Here is a 13,707-nt window from a genome sequence, read left to right on the forward strand (position 1 = left end):
TTAATGAATAACAAAAAAAATATTTTTTTAAATTTAATTTTTCCGTATCTGGGAGCAAAAAAAAAAGAAAATAAAAATATTCAGTACTCCATTTGATAAGTCTGGGGTAGATCTTTTAGAGAAACTAAAATGTAAAATGTATAAAGTTGCATCTTTTGAAATTACAGATTTACCCTTGATTGAGGAGATTTCTAGAACTAAAAAACCAGTGATAATCTCTACAGGAATGTCAAATTTAAAAGAGATAGATCGTGCTTACAATTTGATGATTAAAGGTGGCACTAAACATATAGCACTATTATATTGTGTAAGTAATTATCCATCTAACATAAATGACTTTAGTCTTAATAACTTAGAAATTATAAAAAAAAAATTTAAAGTAAAAATTGGTTTATCTGACCATACAATTGGATCATTTTTATCTTGCATGTCCATTATTAAAGGTGCAGAAGTTATTGAGAAGCATATTTGTTTAAAAAATATTAAATCAGTAGATTCTAGATTTTCACTAAATGAAAATGAGATAGCCAACTTTAAAAAAGATTTAGATAATTTTTATAAATTAATTAAAAATAATACTTATTTAAGATCAAAATCTGAAATGAAAAATAAAATTTTTAGAAGATCTATCTATGCTATATCAGATATAAATCCTGGAGAAAAATTTACAAAAAAAAATATTAAGACTTTTAGACCAGATAAAGGTTTAAGTGCATCTTTTTTCTTAAAGATAATAAATAAAAAATCACCAATTAAAATTAGTAAAGGAAAACCTTTAAATAAAATCGGGATGAAAGGTCAAGATACTTGCGAACTGTTCTTTGACAATGTTCGTGTACCAAAAGAAAATCTACTTGGTATGGAAGGCATGGGCTTCATGATGCTGATGAAAGAACTTGCTTGGGAACGTATGTTAGTTGCGATTATTTGCCAAGCAGGTGCTGAAGCAGCTTTTGCACATACTGTTCAATACACTAAAGATCGTAAAGCATTCGGCAAACCAATCGGTACATTCCAAAATACACGCTTTAAATTAGCTGAGTTACGTACAGAAATCGATTTTTGTCGTACTTATTTAGACCGTTGTATGGAGCTACAACTCGAAGAAAGTTTAGGTGTTGATGCTGCCGCAGCAGCTAAATATAAGATTTCGGATATGTTCTCAAAAGTTGTAGATGACTGCTTACAACTACACGGTGGCTATGGTTATATGCTTGAGTATCCAATTGCTCGCGCATATATCGATAATCGCGCCAACCGTATTTATGCGGGTACCAATGAGATCATGAAAGAACTCATTTCTCGTACTCTATAAAACTAAACAACATCAAAAAAGGGATCATCATTATGATCCCTTTTTTGATTGATTATTTCTGTTCAGTTTTTTCTACCGCAGCTACTGGTGCTGGGTTCATACGAGCCATGAGTTGTTTTACAGTAGGATTCTCAACATGTTCTTGCATGGTAGTGTTTAACGCATTACGAGCATTTTGCGTTGTGAAATGAGCAACCTCTCCTCCAATTTCACTTGCTTTCTTTGCCCAAGCCTTCCCTTCATTTGACTGATAAAAGTTTAAAGCGGCTTGTAACTCTTTCTGACTAAACGTTTCCACATAACGCTGAACAATAAATTGTTTACGTTGTTCACTATTTAAGTTTTTAGTTAAATCAGTGAAAAAATCAGCTGGCATATCTTTTGGTAAGCGCATACGAATTTGTTCAAGAATCATTTTATCCGTATTTTCAAGTCCTTGTTCAGTACCATCAACCGAAACTAACTTCTCAGCAATTGCTGTCTTTTGTTTAACATCATCAGCATAACTGAATGTACTAAGTAAGATAGTCCCCAAAATGATGATTTTTCTCATCGTATTATCCCTAATATAAATTTTCTAATGTGCTCAATATACGCGATATTTCTAAGATTTAAACCCTGAGCACAAATAAAAAACCCTATGCCATGCATAGGGTTTCAAATCATTCAAGCAAAAATTATGATACTAATTTTGGCTTACGGTTTGCTGTTTGCTCACCGCGCTTATGGAATTCTAAAACACCATCATTAAACTTAGCATCTTTTAACTCCTTACGATCTGCAAGGTAATTATTTGTGATCTTCCAAGGTGCTTGCTTACCTTGTTTTGGCATCACATCCGCTGCGCGGGCGATATAACCAGATGACATTTTACCCATGATGGTGTCATTTTCGCGCTGTGAAGGATCGGCGTGTGCAATCACCTCATCAAAACCATTTTTATCCATATGATTAATCAAACGGCAAATATAATCAGCAGCAATATCAACCTTCAAAGTCCATGACGCATTGATATAACCAATGATCATTGCCATATTAGGCACATCGCTCACCATAACGCCTTGATAAAGCATATGTTGAGATGTATTCATTGGTTTGCCATCAATTGAACCTTGGACACCACCTAAAATCTGAATCTCTAAACCAGTTGCTGAAATCACAATATCAGCCTCTAAATGTTTACCAGATTTTAGTTGAATACCATTTGCGGTAAATTTCTCGATTTGATCTGTCTCAACACTTGCTTGACCTTCACGCAATGCTTTGAATAAATCACCATCTGGCACAACACATAAACGTTGATCCCAAGGGTTGTAACTTGGAGTAAAGTGTTTCATATCCACTTTACCTTTCAACTGCAACTCAATACCTTTCAACAATAAACGACGTACAGTTTTTGGATACTTTTGCGCTAGTGCATAAATACCACGTTGCATACCAATATTACGTGCACGAGTAAATTTATAAGCCGTTTCTTCAGACATAAATTTACGTGTTTTTTCATAAATAAAGTCGATAGAAGGAATCGTCGCAATATACGTTGGTGAACGTTGTAACATCGTCACATGCCCTGCACCACCTTTAACCATAGAAGGCACAAGAGTAATTGCAGTTGCACCACTACCGATGATCACAACTTTTTTACCTGTGTAATCTAAATTTTCTGGCCAGTGCTGTGGATGAATAAACTGACCTTTGAAATCTTCTTGTTTCGGGAACTTAGGTGCATAACCTTGATCGTAGTTATAGTACCCTGTACAACCCATTACGAAGTTTGCAGACCACGTTTGTTTTTTCTTGTTGTTATCTTCGATCTCAACTAACCATTTTTTCTTTGTAGAATCATAGTTCGCAGAAAGTACACGATGACCAAAGTGAATTTTGTCTTTTAACTGATTTTCACTAATCACATCACTTAAGTAGCCTTTGATCTCAGCGCCACTTGCCAATACTTTGTCTTTTGCCCATGGCTTGAAGTTAAAACCAAACGTTGACATATCCGAATCAGAACGAATACCAGGATAGCGGAATAAATCCCAAGTTCCACCAAAGCTTTCACGACGCTCTAAGATTTCAAATTTGCGTTGTGGACAGTTTTTAGAGAGATGCACAGCTAACCCAATCCCAGAGATACCTGCACCAATAATCAATACATCAACTTGCTTTTCCATTTTTTTTATACCCTGTATAAACCATGACTTTATTAAAGCACAAATTTGACAATACACAATGTCAAGTTTAGTCATTCATCGGTTTTTTCATGTCACTTCGGGACATTTTTAGAAAAAGAGAGTGTAAAAAATCCTGAGATTTTTGCTTGGATTTGCAATTTATTAAAGGATCAGAGTTTAAGAAAAATTCATTTTTTCCGTATAACCAAAAAACTTAATTTAAGTAATATGTGTAAAGTATGAAAAATATGTTAACCACAATGAATGTATAAATAATTTGTTATAAAATTTTGATGTAAATAGAAAGCTCAATACACTCACATACAAAGCATCGAGTTAACCTTTAGCAATCATAATGTTATAAAACAAGCTGTTAATAGAGTATAAGCAATTGATTCCAAATTTATCTGCCGAAATCATACCTGCAAAATCTGCTGCTGGAATTAACTTAGGATTAGATTTCAACACTTTTAGAGCAATATCCGATTATCAAATCATTCATGATTATAATGAATCTGAAAACCTCTGTTATGAGAAAGATAAGTGGCTGATTTTATATCGGAATTTAATACTACCATGGGAACAGTCCATTAATGAAATATGTTGTTATTGGAATAAAACCGTCACTCTAACATTCAATGCAAATACCAAAAAATTAGAATTCATCTATGTAGCAAAGGGGTATCAAGGAAAATTATTAGGCTTACTAGGAATAGGTGATAGATTAGATTCGGTCAAAAACCAATATAATTTTTATTTTCAAGGTGACAGGCACTATCTTGAATATACAGAAGATAGCAGTCAAGCTGGTGAAATTATTCCTGTGGAGATTGAAACAAACTATAGAACAGCATACTCAGCAGAACATTCAGATCAGTTCATTGAAGCTTTCCTAATCTACTTGCCCCCTAGTGAAAGAGATCATTGAAACGTAATTAAGTCATTTAAATAGACCATACAGCCCTTTTAAATATCACTTCGCACAATATCCTAGCAATAAAAAAGGTCGGTTATTACACCGACCTTTTTGAACAACTGAGCTGCTCTTGTATAGAAGTATTATTTTACTTCACGATCTACAAGTTCAACGTAAGCCATCGGTGCAGCATCACCTGCACGGAAGCCCGCTTTAAGAACACGTAGATAACCGCCGTTACGCTCTTTGTAACGAGGGCCAAGAACGGTAAATAATTTACCAACAGTTGCTGCAGAACGAGTACGAGCAAACGCTAAACGACGGTTTGCTACTGTATCGTTTTTAGCTAAAGTGATTAAAGGCTCAGCAACGCGGCGAAGTTCTTTCGCTTTAGGCAAAGTTGTTTTAATTAACTCATGCTCAACTAAAGCATTCGTTAAATTTTGGAACAACGCCTTACGGTGGCTGCTTGTACGGCCTAATTTCACACCACTATTACGATGACGCATGGTGATAGTCCTACTTAATTAACGGCTACGATAGGCAAATCGGTCATCCATACGGAGACTAGCTGGTGGCCAGTTCTCTAAACGCATGCCGAGTTGTAAACCTTTCGATGCCAAAACATCTTTGATCTCTGTTAACGATTTTTTACCTAAGTTAGGAGTTTTTAACAACTCAACTTCTGTACGTTGAACAAGATCACCAATGTAGTAAATATTTTCTGCCTTCAAACAGTTAGCAGAACGAACAGTAAGCTCGAGATCATCTACTGGACGAAGCAAAATTGGGTCAACTTCTTCGCGAGGTTCTTGAGCAACAGGAGTTTGATCTTTCTGAAGGTCAACAAAGATTGCAATTTGTTGTTGCAAGATTGTTGCCGCTTTGCGGATTGCTTCTTCAGGATCAACAGTTCCGTTAGTCTCAAGATCGATCACTAACTTATCAAGATCGGTACGTTGTTCCACACGAGCATTTTCTACTGTGTAAGAAACACGCTTGATCGGGCTATATGAAGCATCTAACTGTAAACGACCTACTGGACGTGTTTCACCTTCTGGGAAGCGTGAGTCAGAAGTTTCATAACCGCGACCTTGAGCAACTTTAAGGCGCATTTTTAATGAACCAGTTGAACTCAAAGTACCAATTAAATGATCAGGATTAACCACTTCAACATTATGAGGTAAACGAAGATCAGCAGCTGTTACATCACCTGCACCTTGTTTCTCTAATGTTAAATATGCTTCATTTTGATCGAACAGCTTAATAGACAATCCTTTTAGGTTCAGCAAGAGCTCGACGATGTCCTGCTGCAAGCCTTCTAAAGTACTGTACTCGTGCTCGACACCTTCTATTTCCACTTCAACCACAGCAGCGCCAGGTAAAGAAGACAATAGAATGCGACGTAAAGCATTGCCTAGAGTATGACCAAAGCCACGCTCCAAAGGTTCCAGAATCACTTTTGCCGAGGTCCCGCTCACCGCTTCGACCTTGATCGCTTGCGGAGTTAGAAACTCGTTTGCAGTACGCGTCATTTATTGCTACCTCAAGGATTATTTAGAATACAATTCTACAATCAAGCTTTCGTTGATTTCAGCAGGTAAATCAGAACGATCTGGTGCAGCTTTGAACGTACCTTCTAACTTAGAATGGTCAACTTCCATCCAAGCTGGGGTACCACGTTGAGCAGCTAACTCAATTGCATTTTTAATACGCAATTGTTGCTTAGCACCTTCATGAACTGCAATTACATCGCCCGCTTTAACTTGAATAGACGCAATGTTTACACGACGACCATTTAAAGTAATAGAACGGTGACTTACTAACTGGCGAGCTTCTGCACGTGTAGAACCAAAACCCATGCGATAAACTACGTTATCAAGGCGGCTTTCAAGCAATTTCAACAAGTTCTCACCTGTTGCGCCTTTAACACGAGCTGCTTCTTTATAGTAATTACTAAATTGACGCTCTAACACACCGTACATACGACGTACTTTTTGTTTTTCACGTAATTGTAGTGAGTACTCAGATTGCTTACCACCGCGTGCCTGACCATGTTGACCAGGTGCTTTGTTAGCTTTTTTAGTTTTGACGTCAAATGGTTTAACGCCAGATTTAAGTTGCAGGTCTGTCCCTTCGCGGCGAGAGAGTTTGCATTTTGGACCAATATAACGAGCCATGAATGTTTCTCCTTACACGCGACGTTTTTTAGGTGGACGGCAACCGTTGTGAGGAATTGGAGTCACATCGGTAATGCTGTTAATCTTATAACCCACTGCGCCTAATGCACGAACCGCAGACTCACGACCTGGACCAGGACCTTTTACAAGGACGTCTAGGTTTTTCAAACCGTAATCTAAAGCTGCTTTACCAGCAACTTCAGCAGCTACCTGAGCAGCGAACGGAGTTGATTTACGTGAACCACGGAAGCCTTGTCCACCTGAGGTAGCCCAAGCCAATGCATTACCTTGACGATCGGTAATCGTTACAATGGTGTTATTAAAAGACGCGTGAATGTGTGCAACACCTTCAGAGACGGTACGAGTGACCTTCTTGCGTGTGCGAGTATCTTTAGCCATCTTTTAGCTTCCAGAAATCTTACTTTTTAATCGGTTTGCGCGGACCTTTACGGGTACGTGCGTTAGTTTTGGTGCGTTGTCCGCGAACAGGCAAGCTGCGACGATGACGAAGACCGCGGTAGCAGCCTAAATCCATTAAACGTTTAATGTTCATGGAAATTTCGCGACGTAAATCACCTTCGGTCGGAACCTTAGCAACTTCTGCACGAATCGCATCAAGCTGAGCATCATCTAATTCACGAATCTTTGTAGTTTCAGTGATACCTACAGCAGCTAAGATATTCTTAGCAGTGTGGCGACCGATACCAAAAATATACGTGAGAGAGATAACAGCATGCTTGTTATCCGGAATGTTTACACCGGCAATACGAGCCATTCAATTTTCTCCAAAAAGGCAGTTAAGATAATCAACCGCCCCACAAAAATCTTGAGGGGCGGATAATAACCTAATTAGCCTACTGAAATCAACAGGTCTTAATTAAATTAACCTTGACGCTGCTTATGACGAGGTTCTGCGCTACAAATTACGCGAATAACCCCATTACGACGGATAACTTTACAGCTACCACAAATTTTCTTTACAGAAGCTTGTACTTTCATGATGAAAACCTCTAAGTGCGCTTATCCCTGAGGATGAGCAGTCGTTTTTCTCATTAACGTTTGATTATCATATTGATGCGAAGTTAAGTGCGCTTGAAGTTGCGCCATAAAGTCCATCACTACAACAACTACGATCAGCAACGATGTTCCACCCAAATGGAATGGAATACCGAATGAACTTTGTAGAATCATTGGCATTAAACATACAACAGTGATGTAAATTGCACCAATAAACGTCAAACGGTTAAGAATATGATCTAAATAACGAGCCGTTTGCTCACCTGGGCGGATACCAGGCACATAAGCTCCACTGCGCTTTAAATTCTCTGATACTTCTTTCGGACTAAAAACAAGTGCCGTATAAAAATAACAGAAGAAAATAATTAACGCGCCAAAGAGCATTAAATATAACGGCTGTCCAGGCGATAATACCAATGCCAAGTCTTGCAGACTACGTTTTACAATCCCTGCATTTGGATCAGCACTACCTAACCATTGACCCAAGCTCGCTGGAAATAATAACAATGAGCTTGCGAAAATCGCAGGAATAACACCTGCCATATTAATCTTTAATGGCAAATGTGTTTGCTGTGCAGTAAATACACGACGACCTTGTTGTTTCTGAGCATAGTTTACTGGAATACGACGCTGTGCTTTTTCAATAAACACGATCGCAGCTAAAACAGCTAGTGATAATAAACCAAATACTGCTAAACCAATTAAACTACCTTGACCATTCTGTACAGATGTAAATGACTGAATCACCAAGTTTGGCAAACCAGCAACAATACCTGCAAAAATGATCATTGAGATCCCGTTACCAACACCACGTTCGGTAATCTGTTCACCCAACCACATCAAAAACATTGTGCCTGCAACTAAAGAAGTTACAGCTGGAATATAAAATGCAAGGCCTGAGGTTAAGGTAATACCTTGACTGATCAAGCCTGCACACATCCCTACACCTTGCACAAGTGCAAGTAGCAAAGTGCCGTAGCGTGTGTATTGATTGATTTTACGTTTGCCTTGCTCGCCTTCTTTCTTCAAAGCTTCTAGCGAAGGAACTACCGTAGACATTAACTGCACGATAATCGATGCAGAAATGTAAGGCATGATACCAAGCGCTAGAATCGACATACGTTCTAATGCACCGCCAGAGAACATGTTAAATAAACCTAAGAAGGTACCTTCATTAGCTTTAAAAAACCGTGCTAGCGCTACATTATCAATACCCGGCAACGGAATATGCGCTCCTAGTCGAAAGACCAACAACGCGCCAATCAAGAACATTAATCGGCGGATAATTTCACGATATTTCACATGAAATGGCTGACCTTTCATCATGTTAACATGACCTGAAGAACTAGGAGTCATAGACACTCGAGATTACTCCTCGACTTTACCGCCAGCAGCTTCAACAGCTGCTTTAGCGCCTTTAGTCAACGCAACACCTTGTACAGTGAATGCACGAGTGATTTCACCAGAAAGCACGATGCGAGCACGAATTTGGTCACGACGAACAACATTCGCAGCTTTTAAAGTTTCAAGGCTAACTACGTCGCCTTCAACTTTATTTAACTCAGACAAGCGTACTTCAGCAGTTTTCAAAGCGATTTGGCTAGTGAAACCGAATTTAGGTAAACGACGATATAACGCTGTTTGACCGCCTTCAAAGCCTGGACGAGTACCACCACTTTTACGTGAGTTTTGACCTTTGATACCACGACCACCAGTCTTACCAACGCCAGAACCGATACCACGGCCTAGACGACGGTTTTCACGCTTTGCACCTTCTGCAGGTGAAAGTTCATTTAAACGCAGAGTCATGGCTTATTCCTCTACACTAACCATATAGTAAACTTTGTTGATCATACCACGGTTAGAAGGCGTATCTTGCACTTCTACAGTATGACCAATACGACGCAGACCTAGACCTTGTAAGCAAAGTTTATGATTTTTTAAACGATGCGAAGAAGATTTAGTCTGGGTAACTTTAATCGTTTTCATGATTGATTACCCTTGAATTTGTTCTACTGAAAGACCACGTTTCGCAGCGACTTTCTCAGGAGAAGTCATATCACGCAAACCTTTAAAAGTTGCGTTTACTACGTTAGCAGCATTAGTAGAACCATAACATTTAGCAAGTACGTTATGTACACCTGCAGCTTCAAGAACAGCACGCATAGCGCCACCAGCGATTACGCCAGTACCTTCTGAAGCAGGTTGCATGTATACACGGCTTGCACCATGACGAGCATTCACAGGGTGTTGTAAAGTAGTACCCGCGAGGTCTACAGTAATCATGTTACGACGAGCAGCTTCAAGTGCTTTAGAAATAGCAGCTGGAACTTCACGTGCTTTACCACGACCAAAACCTACACGACCGTTACCATCGCCCACAACAGTTAATGCTGTGAAAGAGAAGATACGACCACCTTTAACAACCTTGGCTACACGATCAACGGCAACCAGCTTTTCAACGAGACCTTCGTTTTGTTCAACTTTCGCCATGATTAGAACTCCAAGCCGCCTTCACGAGCAGCATCAGCCAAGGCTTTGATACGACCATGATATTTAAAACCAGAACGGTCAAATGCAACTTTAGTAACACCAGCTGCTTTAGCACGTTCTGCGATCAAAGCACCAACTTTCGTCGCAGCTTCAACATTACCAGTAGTACCACTACGTAAAGATGCATCCAAAGTAGAAGCTTGCGCTAAAACTTTGCCACCATCTGCTGAAATAACTTGAGCATAGATGTGACGCGGCGTGCGGTTTACACACAAACGAGTCGCACCCAATGCACGAATGTGCAAGCGTGTGCTTTTCGCACGACGCAAACGGGTTTGTTTCTTTTCGTTCATAAGAACCTCGCGCCTTATTTCTTCTTAGCTTCTTTACGAAGAATAACTTCATCCGAATAACGAACACCTTTACCTTTATATGGTTCAGGAGAACGGTATGCACGGATTTCCGCTGCCACTTGACCTAACAACTGCTTGTTTGCTGATTTCAAAATGATTTCAGTTGCAGTTGGAGTTTCCGCTGTTACACCTTCAGGTAAAGCGTAGTCAATTGGGTGTGAGTAACCGAGTGCAAGGTTCACAACTGAACCTTTAACTGCAGCTTTATAACCAACACCAACGAGCTGTAACTTACGTTCGAAGCCTTCACTAACACCTTTTACAAGGTTATTCAATACAGCGCGAGCAGTACCAGCTTGCATCCAAGCGTCTTTCGACTCTTTAGCTGGAGCAAGTTGAAGTTTACCTTCTTCCTGTTTTAGCTCGACCAGCGCATGCAGGTTGAAAGACAATGTACCTTTGCTGCCTTTCACTTCGACCTGCCGGCCGTTCTGAGTAACTGTTACACCATTAGGTACAGTTACTGGGGCTTTAGCCACACGAGACATGAGGAATCACCTATTAAGAAACAAAAGCAATAACTTCACCACCGATGCCCGCAGCACGTGCAGCGCGATCAGTCATGATGCCTTTGCTTGTAGAAACAATTGCAACGCCCAAACCTTGCTTAACGCTAGGAAGTTTATCTTTACCACGGTATTGGCGAAGACCTGGACGGCTTACGCGCTTAACCATTTCGATAACTGGCTTGCCTTCGAAATATTTTAACGTAATAGTCAAAGTAGATTTAGTGTCTTCTTGAGCCACTTCTACATTTGAAATATAACCTTCTTGTTGAAGTACGTTTGCAATCGCAACTTTCAACTTAGAAGAAGGCATAGAAACAGTTTGTTTCTTTGCCATTTGTGCGTTACGAACACGTGTTAACATGTCGGCAACGGTATCTTGCATACTCATTTAGTCGCTCCTTACCAGCTTGCCTTAACAACGCCTGGTACATCACCCTGCATTACTGTGTCACGTAATTTGTTACGGCTTAAACCGAACTTACGGAAGTAACCATGAGGACGACCAGTTAAACCACAGCGGTTACGAAGACGTACTGGAGATGCATTACGTGGCAATGCTTGTAACTTTAACATCGCTTCGAAACGTTCTTCGTCACTTGCGTTTACATTTGCAATAACAGCTTTTAATTCAGCACGTTTTGCAGCGTATTTTGCAACTGTCTTTTCGCGTTTCAATTCGCGATTAATCATACCTTTCTTAGCCATATCGACCTCTTATTTGAACGGGAAGCCGAATGCACGCATAAGCGCACGGCCTTCGTCATCGCTACGAGCAGTTGTCGTAATCGTGATATCTAAACCACGGATACGATCAATTTTATCAAAATCGATTTCAGGGAAAACGATTTGCTCTTTTAAACCCATAGAGTAGTTACCACGACCATCAAATGATTTCGCAGAGAAACCACGGAAGTCACGGATACGAGGGATTGCGATCGAGATCAAACGATCCAAGAATTCGTACATTTGGTCGCCGCGTAAAGTAACTTTACAACCGATCGGCCAACCATCACGGATTTTGAAACCTGCGATTGATTTACGAGCAAGAGTCACAACTGGTTTTTGACCAGCAATGAGTTGCATGTCAGCAACAGCGCCATCTAATAATTTCTTATCAGTTGCAGCTGCGCCTACACCCATGTTAAGGGTGATTTTAGTGATGCGTGGAATATCCATCACGTTCTTAACGCCAAGTTCTTCTTTTAACTTCGCTTTAAGTTCGTCATTGTAACGTGCTTTAAGTCTGGCCATTGCCTTTTCAACCTATTACTTCGCTGCCGCCACTGATTCACCATTTGATTTATAAACACGAGTTTTCGCGCCATCAATCACTTGGTAACCAACACGGTCAGCCTTTTGGGTTGTAGCATTAAAAATTGCCACGTTTGAGATATGAAGCGTAGCCTCTTGAGTAACGATACCGCCTTCAGCGCCAGTTACACGGTTTGGCTTTTGGTGCTTCTTCACTAAGTTAAGACCTTCGACCTTAACTCGATCTTCAGAAACAGACAAAACAGTACCCTGTTTGCCTTTTTCTTTACCTGCGATCACGATTACTTGATCGCCTTTTTTAATCTTAGCCATGATTGCCTCTTATAGAACTTCAGGAGCCAATGAAATGATTTTCATGAACTGTTCAGTACGAAGTTCACGAGTCACTGGTCCGAAGATACGAGTAGCAATCGGAGCTTTGTTGTTATTCAAAATAACAGCTGCGTTATCGTCGAAACGAATAACTGAACCATCTGGACGACGGATGCCGAATTTTGTACGAACAACTACAGCATTCATCACGTCACCTTTTTTAACACGTGCGCGTGGGATTGCTTCTTTTACAGTAACTTTAATAATGTCGCCAACAGAAGCATAACGACGATGTGAACCACCAAGTACTTTAATACATTGTACGCGGCGTGCACCACTGTTGTCTGCTACGTCGAGCATACTTTCGGTTTGAATCATTGCCCTACTCCAAAACCGAGCATCACCGGTCACAATTTCGAAAGGCTCAAAGAGTACTCGAAATTGTCCGATGATGCAACAAGAACGTCTAATTACTCAGCAGCAGCTTCAACTACTTCCACTAAAGTCCAAGCTTTAGTTTTAGAAATTGGGCGGCTTTCTTTGATGGTCACTAAGTCGCCAGTTTTAGCAACATTGTTCTCATCGTGAGCGTGTAATTTAGTTGAACGGCGGATTGATTTGCCATACAACGGGTGTTGAACGCGGCGTTCAATAAGCACAACAATAGACTTGTCCATTTTGTCGCTTACAACTTTGCCGGTTAACGTGCGGACTGTTTTTTCACTCATTGTCCGTTCCCCTGTTTTTCGGTAAGGAGTGTCTTGATACGAGCAATTGTCTTACGAGCAATTTGCACTTCATGCGATTTGCCTAATTGACCAGTTGCTTTCGCCATACGAAGACGGAATTGGTTAAGCTGTTGCTCATCAAGCAAAGCCTTCAACTCTTCTACCGATTTTTCACGTAGATCTTTAGTTTTCATTACATTACCGTCCGAGTCACGATAGTGGTTTTAAACGGAAGTTTAGCAGCAGCTAAAGCAAATGCTTCACGCGCTAACTCATCGTTAACACCTTCAATTTCGTACAGGATCTTACCTGGCTGGATCTGACAAACCCAGTATTCCACGCTACCTTTACCTTTACCCATACGAACTTCTAATGGTTTTT

The 13,707-nt window shown here is 40.0% G+C and carries 24 protein-coding genes; 2 read left to right on the plus strand and 22 right to left on the minus strand.

What is annotated here, in order from left to right; all coding sequences use genetic code 11:
* The first annotated feature begins 70 nt into the window (after nt 1-70).
* Nucleotides 71-1,315 (plus strand): N-acetylneuraminate synthase family protein, encoded by a 1,245-nt coding sequence (locus B4237_RS17660; protein WP_349679992.1) that lies wholly within the window; start codon nt 71-73, stop codon nt 1,313-1,315.
* A gap of 52 nt (nt 1,316-1,367) precedes the next feature.
* On the opposite strand, the gene B4237_RS14700 is transcribed toward B4237_RS17660, so the two are convergent.
* Nucleotides 1,368-1,868 (minus strand): DUF2059 domain-containing protein, encoded by a 501-nt coding sequence (locus B4237_RS14700; RefSeq protein WP_278595302.1) that lies wholly within the window; start codon nt 1,866-1,868, stop codon nt 1,368-1,370.
* Nucleotides 1,869-1,992: 124 nt separating this feature from the next.
* On the minus strand, nt 1,993-3,486 hold the full coding sequence (locus B4237_RS14705) for a flavin-containing monooxygenase (protein ID WP_004877609.1): 1,494 nt from the start codon (nt 3,484-3,486) through the stop codon (nt 1,993-1,995).
* Nucleotides 3,487-3,877: 391 nt separating this feature from the next.
* Here B4237_RS14705 and B4237_RS14710 point away from each other — a divergent pair, with 391 nt between their 5' ends.
* Complete coding sequence (locus tag B4237_RS14710; protein WP_278595301.1) at nt 3,878-4,414, plus strand: hypothetical protein; 537 nt, start codon at nt 3,878-3,880, stop codon at nt 4,412-4,414.
* A 131-nt stretch (nt 4,415-4,545) separates the two neighbouring features.
* Here B4237_RS14710 and rplQ read toward each other — a convergent pair whose 3' ends face one another.
* From rplQ to B4237_RS14810, 20 genes are all read right to left on the minus strand, one after another.
* Nucleotides 4,546-4,911 (minus strand): 50S ribosomal protein L17, encoded by a 366-nt coding sequence (gene rplQ, locus B4237_RS14715; RefSeq protein ID WP_004641032.1) that lies wholly within the window; start codon nt 4,909-4,911, stop codon nt 4,546-4,548.
* Nucleotides 4,912-4,929: 18 nt separating this feature from the next.
* Entirely contained in the window at nt 4,930-5,937 is a 1,008-nt protein-coding gene (locus B4237_RS14720) for a DNA-directed RNA polymerase subunit alpha (protein WP_004657700.1), read from the minus strand.
* An 18-nt stretch (nt 5,938-5,955) separates the two neighbouring features.
* Nucleotides 5,956-6,582, minus strand: a complete 627-nt coding sequence (gene rpsD / locus B4237_RS14725; protein WP_004877611.1) for a 30S ribosomal protein S4 — start codon at nt 6,580-6,582, stop codon at nt 5,956-5,958.
* Nucleotides 6,583-6,594: 12 nt separating this feature from the next.
* Nucleotides 6,595-6,981 (minus strand): 30S ribosomal protein S11, encoded by a 387-nt coding sequence (gene rpsK / locus B4237_RS14730; RefSeq protein ID WP_001040166.1) that lies wholly within the window; start codon nt 6,979-6,981, stop codon nt 6,595-6,597.
* A gap of 19 nt (nt 6,982-7,000) precedes the next feature.
* The gene (gene rpsM, locus B4237_RS14735; RefSeq protein ID WP_000090815.1) at nt 7,001-7,357 is read right to left on the minus strand and encodes a 30S ribosomal protein S13; all 357 of its coding nucleotides are present in this window, start codon (nt 7,355-7,357) and stop codon (nt 7,001-7,003) included.
* Nucleotides 7,358-7,464: 107 nt separating this feature from the next.
* Complete coding sequence (gene rpmJ / locus B4237_RS14740) at nt 7,465-7,581, minus strand: 50S ribosomal protein L36 (protein ID WP_000867907.1); 117 nt, start codon at nt 7,579-7,581, stop codon at nt 7,465-7,467.
* Between the two features lie 21 nt (nt 7,582-7,602).
* Nucleotides 7,603-8,922: a preprotein translocase subunit SecY gene (gene secY, locus B4237_RS14745; RefSeq protein ID WP_171061810.1), complete on the minus strand. Its 1,320-nt coding sequence runs from the start codon at nt 8,920-8,922 to the stop codon at nt 7,603-7,605.
* 45 nt (nt 8,923-8,967) lie between these two features.
* Nucleotides 8,968-9,408, minus strand: coding sequence for a 50S ribosomal protein L15 (gene rplO / locus B4237_RS14750; protein ID WP_004877613.1), 441 nt, complete (start codon nt 9,406-9,408; stop codon nt 8,968-8,970).
* 3 nt (nt 9,409-9,411) lie between these two features.
* Nucleotides 9,412-9,588 carry a 50S ribosomal protein L30 gene (rpmD, locus tag B4237_RS14755; RefSeq protein WP_000849088.1) on the minus strand — a complete coding sequence of 59 codons (177 nt, stop codon included), beginning with the start codon at nt 9,586-9,588 and terminating at the stop codon, nt 9,412-9,414.
* A gap of 6 nt (nt 9,589-9,594) precedes the next feature.
* On the minus strand, nt 9,595-10,092 hold the full coding sequence (gene rpsE / locus B4237_RS14760) for a 30S ribosomal protein S5 (protein ID WP_004657688.1): 498 nt from the start codon (nt 10,090-10,092) through the stop codon (nt 9,595-9,597).
* Nucleotides 10,093-10,094: 2 nt separating this feature from the next.
* On the minus strand, nt 10,095-10,445 hold the full coding sequence (gene rplR / locus B4237_RS14765; protein WP_004641044.1) for a 50S ribosomal protein L18: 351 nt from the start codon (nt 10,443-10,445) through the stop codon (nt 10,095-10,097).
* Between the two features lie 14 nt (nt 10,446-10,459).
* Entirely contained in the window at nt 10,460-10,993 is a 534-nt protein-coding gene (gene rplF / locus B4237_RS14770) for a 50S ribosomal protein L6 (RefSeq protein ID WP_004877614.1), read from the minus strand.
* A 13-nt stretch (nt 10,994-11,006) separates the two neighbouring features.
* Nucleotides 11,007-11,402, minus strand: coding sequence for a 30S ribosomal protein S8 (rpsH, locus tag B4237_RS14775; protein WP_007480533.1), 396 nt, complete (start codon nt 11,400-11,402; stop codon nt 11,007-11,009).
* An 11-nt stretch (nt 11,403-11,413) separates the two neighbouring features.
* A complete protein-coding gene (gene rpsN / locus B4237_RS14780) occupies nt 11,414-11,719 on the minus strand; it encodes a 30S ribosomal protein S14 (protein ID WP_004877616.1) in 306 nt (101 codons plus the stop codon).
* A 9-nt stretch (nt 11,720-11,728) separates the two neighbouring features.
* Nucleotides 11,729-12,265, minus strand: coding sequence for a 50S ribosomal protein L5 (rplE, locus tag B4237_RS14785; RefSeq protein WP_004877617.1), 537 nt, complete (start codon nt 12,263-12,265; stop codon nt 11,729-11,731).
* A gap of 15 nt (nt 12,266-12,280) precedes the next feature.
* A complete protein-coding gene (gene rplX / locus B4237_RS14790) occupies nt 12,281-12,598 on the minus strand; it encodes a 50S ribosomal protein L24 (RefSeq protein ID WP_004877618.1) in 318 nt (105 codons plus the stop codon).
* Between the two features lie 9 nt (nt 12,599-12,607).
* A complete protein-coding gene (gene rplN, locus B4237_RS14795) occupies nt 12,608-12,976 on the minus strand; it encodes a 50S ribosomal protein L14 (RefSeq protein WP_004657680.1) in 369 nt (122 codons plus the stop codon).
* Nucleotides 12,977-13,068: 92 nt separating this feature from the next.
* Nucleotides 13,069-13,326: a 30S ribosomal protein S17 gene (rpsQ, locus tag B4237_RS14800; RefSeq protein WP_004641057.1), complete on the minus strand. Its 258-nt coding sequence runs from the start codon at nt 13,324-13,326 to the stop codon at nt 13,069-13,071.
* On the minus strand, nt 13,323-13,520 hold the full coding sequence (gene rpmC / locus B4237_RS14805) for a 50S ribosomal protein L29 (protein ID WP_000849927.1): 198 nt from the start codon (nt 13,518-13,520) through the stop codon (nt 13,323-13,325). The genes rpsQ and rpmC overlap by 4 nt, the downstream gene beginning before the upstream one ends.
* Nucleotides 13,520-13,707 (minus strand): ribosomal protein L16 (locus B4237_RS14810; protein WP_286943757.1); only part of this gene is annotated, 188 nt, incomplete at its 5' end. The genes B4237_RS14810 and rpmC, both read right to left, overlap by 1 nt.

It is taken from the genome of Acinetobacter sp. UBA6526 (assembly GCF_002434875.1).
GTDB lineage: Bacteria > Pseudomonadota > Gammaproteobacteria > Pseudomonadales > Moraxellaceae > Acinetobacter > Acinetobacter venetianus.

What these genes read in the sequence shown, in the direction of transcription:
- rplN (WP_004657680.1), bottom strand. Translation starts at nt 12,976, where the DNA reads ATGATTCAAACCGAAAGTATGCTCGACGTAGCAGACAACAGTGGTGCA.
- rplR (WP_004641044.1), bottom strand. Translation starts at nt 10,445, where the DNA reads ATGAACGAAAAGAAACAAACCCGTTTGCGTCGTGCGAAAAGCACACGC.
- rplO (WP_004877613.1), bottom strand. Translation starts at nt 9,408, where the DNA reads ATGACTCTGCGTTTAAATGAACTTTCACCTGCAGAAGGTGCAAAGCGT.
- rpsD (WP_004877611.1), bottom strand. Translation starts at nt 6,582, where the DNA reads ATGGCTCGTTATATTGGTCCAAAATGCAAACTCTCTCGCCGCGAAGGG.
- secY (WP_171061810.1), bottom strand. Translation starts at nt 8,922, where the DNA reads ATGAAAGGTCAGCCATTTCATGTGAAATATCGTGAAATTATCCGCCGA.
- rplX (WP_004877618.1), bottom strand. Translation starts at nt 12,598, where the DNA reads ATGGCTAAGATTAAAAAAGGCGATCAAGTAATCGTGATCGCAGGTAAA.
- rpmC (WP_000849927.1), bottom strand. Translation starts at nt 13,520, where the DNA reads ATGAAAACTAAAGATCTACGTGAAAAATCGGTAGAAGAGTTGAAGGCT.
- B4237_RS14705 (WP_004877609.1), bottom strand. Translation starts at nt 3,486, where the DNA reads ATGGAAAAGCAAGTTGATGTATTGATTATTGGTGCAGGTATCTCTGGG.
- rpsK (WP_001040166.1), bottom strand. Translation starts at nt 6,981, where the DNA reads ATGGCTAAAGATACTCGCACACGCAAGAAGGTCACTCGTACCGTCTCT.
- B4237_RS14700 (WP_278595302.1), bottom strand. Translation starts at nt 1,868, where the DNA reads ATGAGAAAAATCATCATTTTGGGGACTATCTTACTTAGTACATTCAGT.
- rplE (WP_004877617.1), bottom strand. Translation starts at nt 12,265, where the DNA reads ATGGCCAGACTTAAAGCACGTTACAATGACGAACTTAAAGCGAAGTTA.
- rpsH (WP_007480533.1), bottom strand. Translation starts at nt 11,402, where the DNA reads ATGAGTATGCAAGATACCGTTGCCGACATGTTAACACGTGTTCGTAAC.
- rpsN (WP_004877616.1), bottom strand. Translation starts at nt 11,719, where the DNA reads ATGGCTAAGAAAGGTATGATTAATCGCGAATTGAAACGCGAAAAGACA.
- rpmJ (WP_000867907.1), bottom strand. Translation starts at nt 7,581, where the DNA reads ATGAAAGTACAAGCTTCTGTAAAGAAAATTTGTGGTAGCTGTAAAGTT.
- rpsM (WP_000090815.1), bottom strand. Translation starts at nt 7,357, where the DNA reads ATGGCTCGTATTGCCGGTGTAAACATTCCGGATAACAAGCATGCTGTT.
- rpsQ (WP_004641057.1), bottom strand. Translation starts at nt 13,326, where the DNA reads ATGAGTGAAAAAACAGTCCGCACGTTAACCGGCAAAGTTGTAAGCGAC.
- rpmD (WP_000849088.1), bottom strand. Translation starts at nt 9,588, where the DNA reads ATGAAAACGATTAAAGTTACCCAGACTAAATCTTCTTCGCATCGTTTA.
- rplF (WP_004877614.1), bottom strand. Translation starts at nt 10,993, where the DNA reads ATGTCTCGTGTGGCTAAAGCCCCAGTAACTGTACCTAATGGTGTAACA.
- rpsE (WP_004657688.1), bottom strand. Translation starts at nt 10,092, where the DNA reads ATGGCGAAAGTTGAACAAAACGAAGGTCTCGTTGAAAAGCTGGTTGCC.
- B4237_RS14720 (WP_004657700.1), bottom strand. Translation starts at nt 5,937, where the DNA reads ATGACGCGTACTGCAAACGAGTTTCTAACTCCGCAAGCGATCAAGGTC.
- rplQ (WP_004641032.1), bottom strand. Translation starts at nt 4,911, where the DNA reads ATGCGTCATCGTAATAGTGGTGTGAAATTAGGCCGTACAAGCAGCCAC.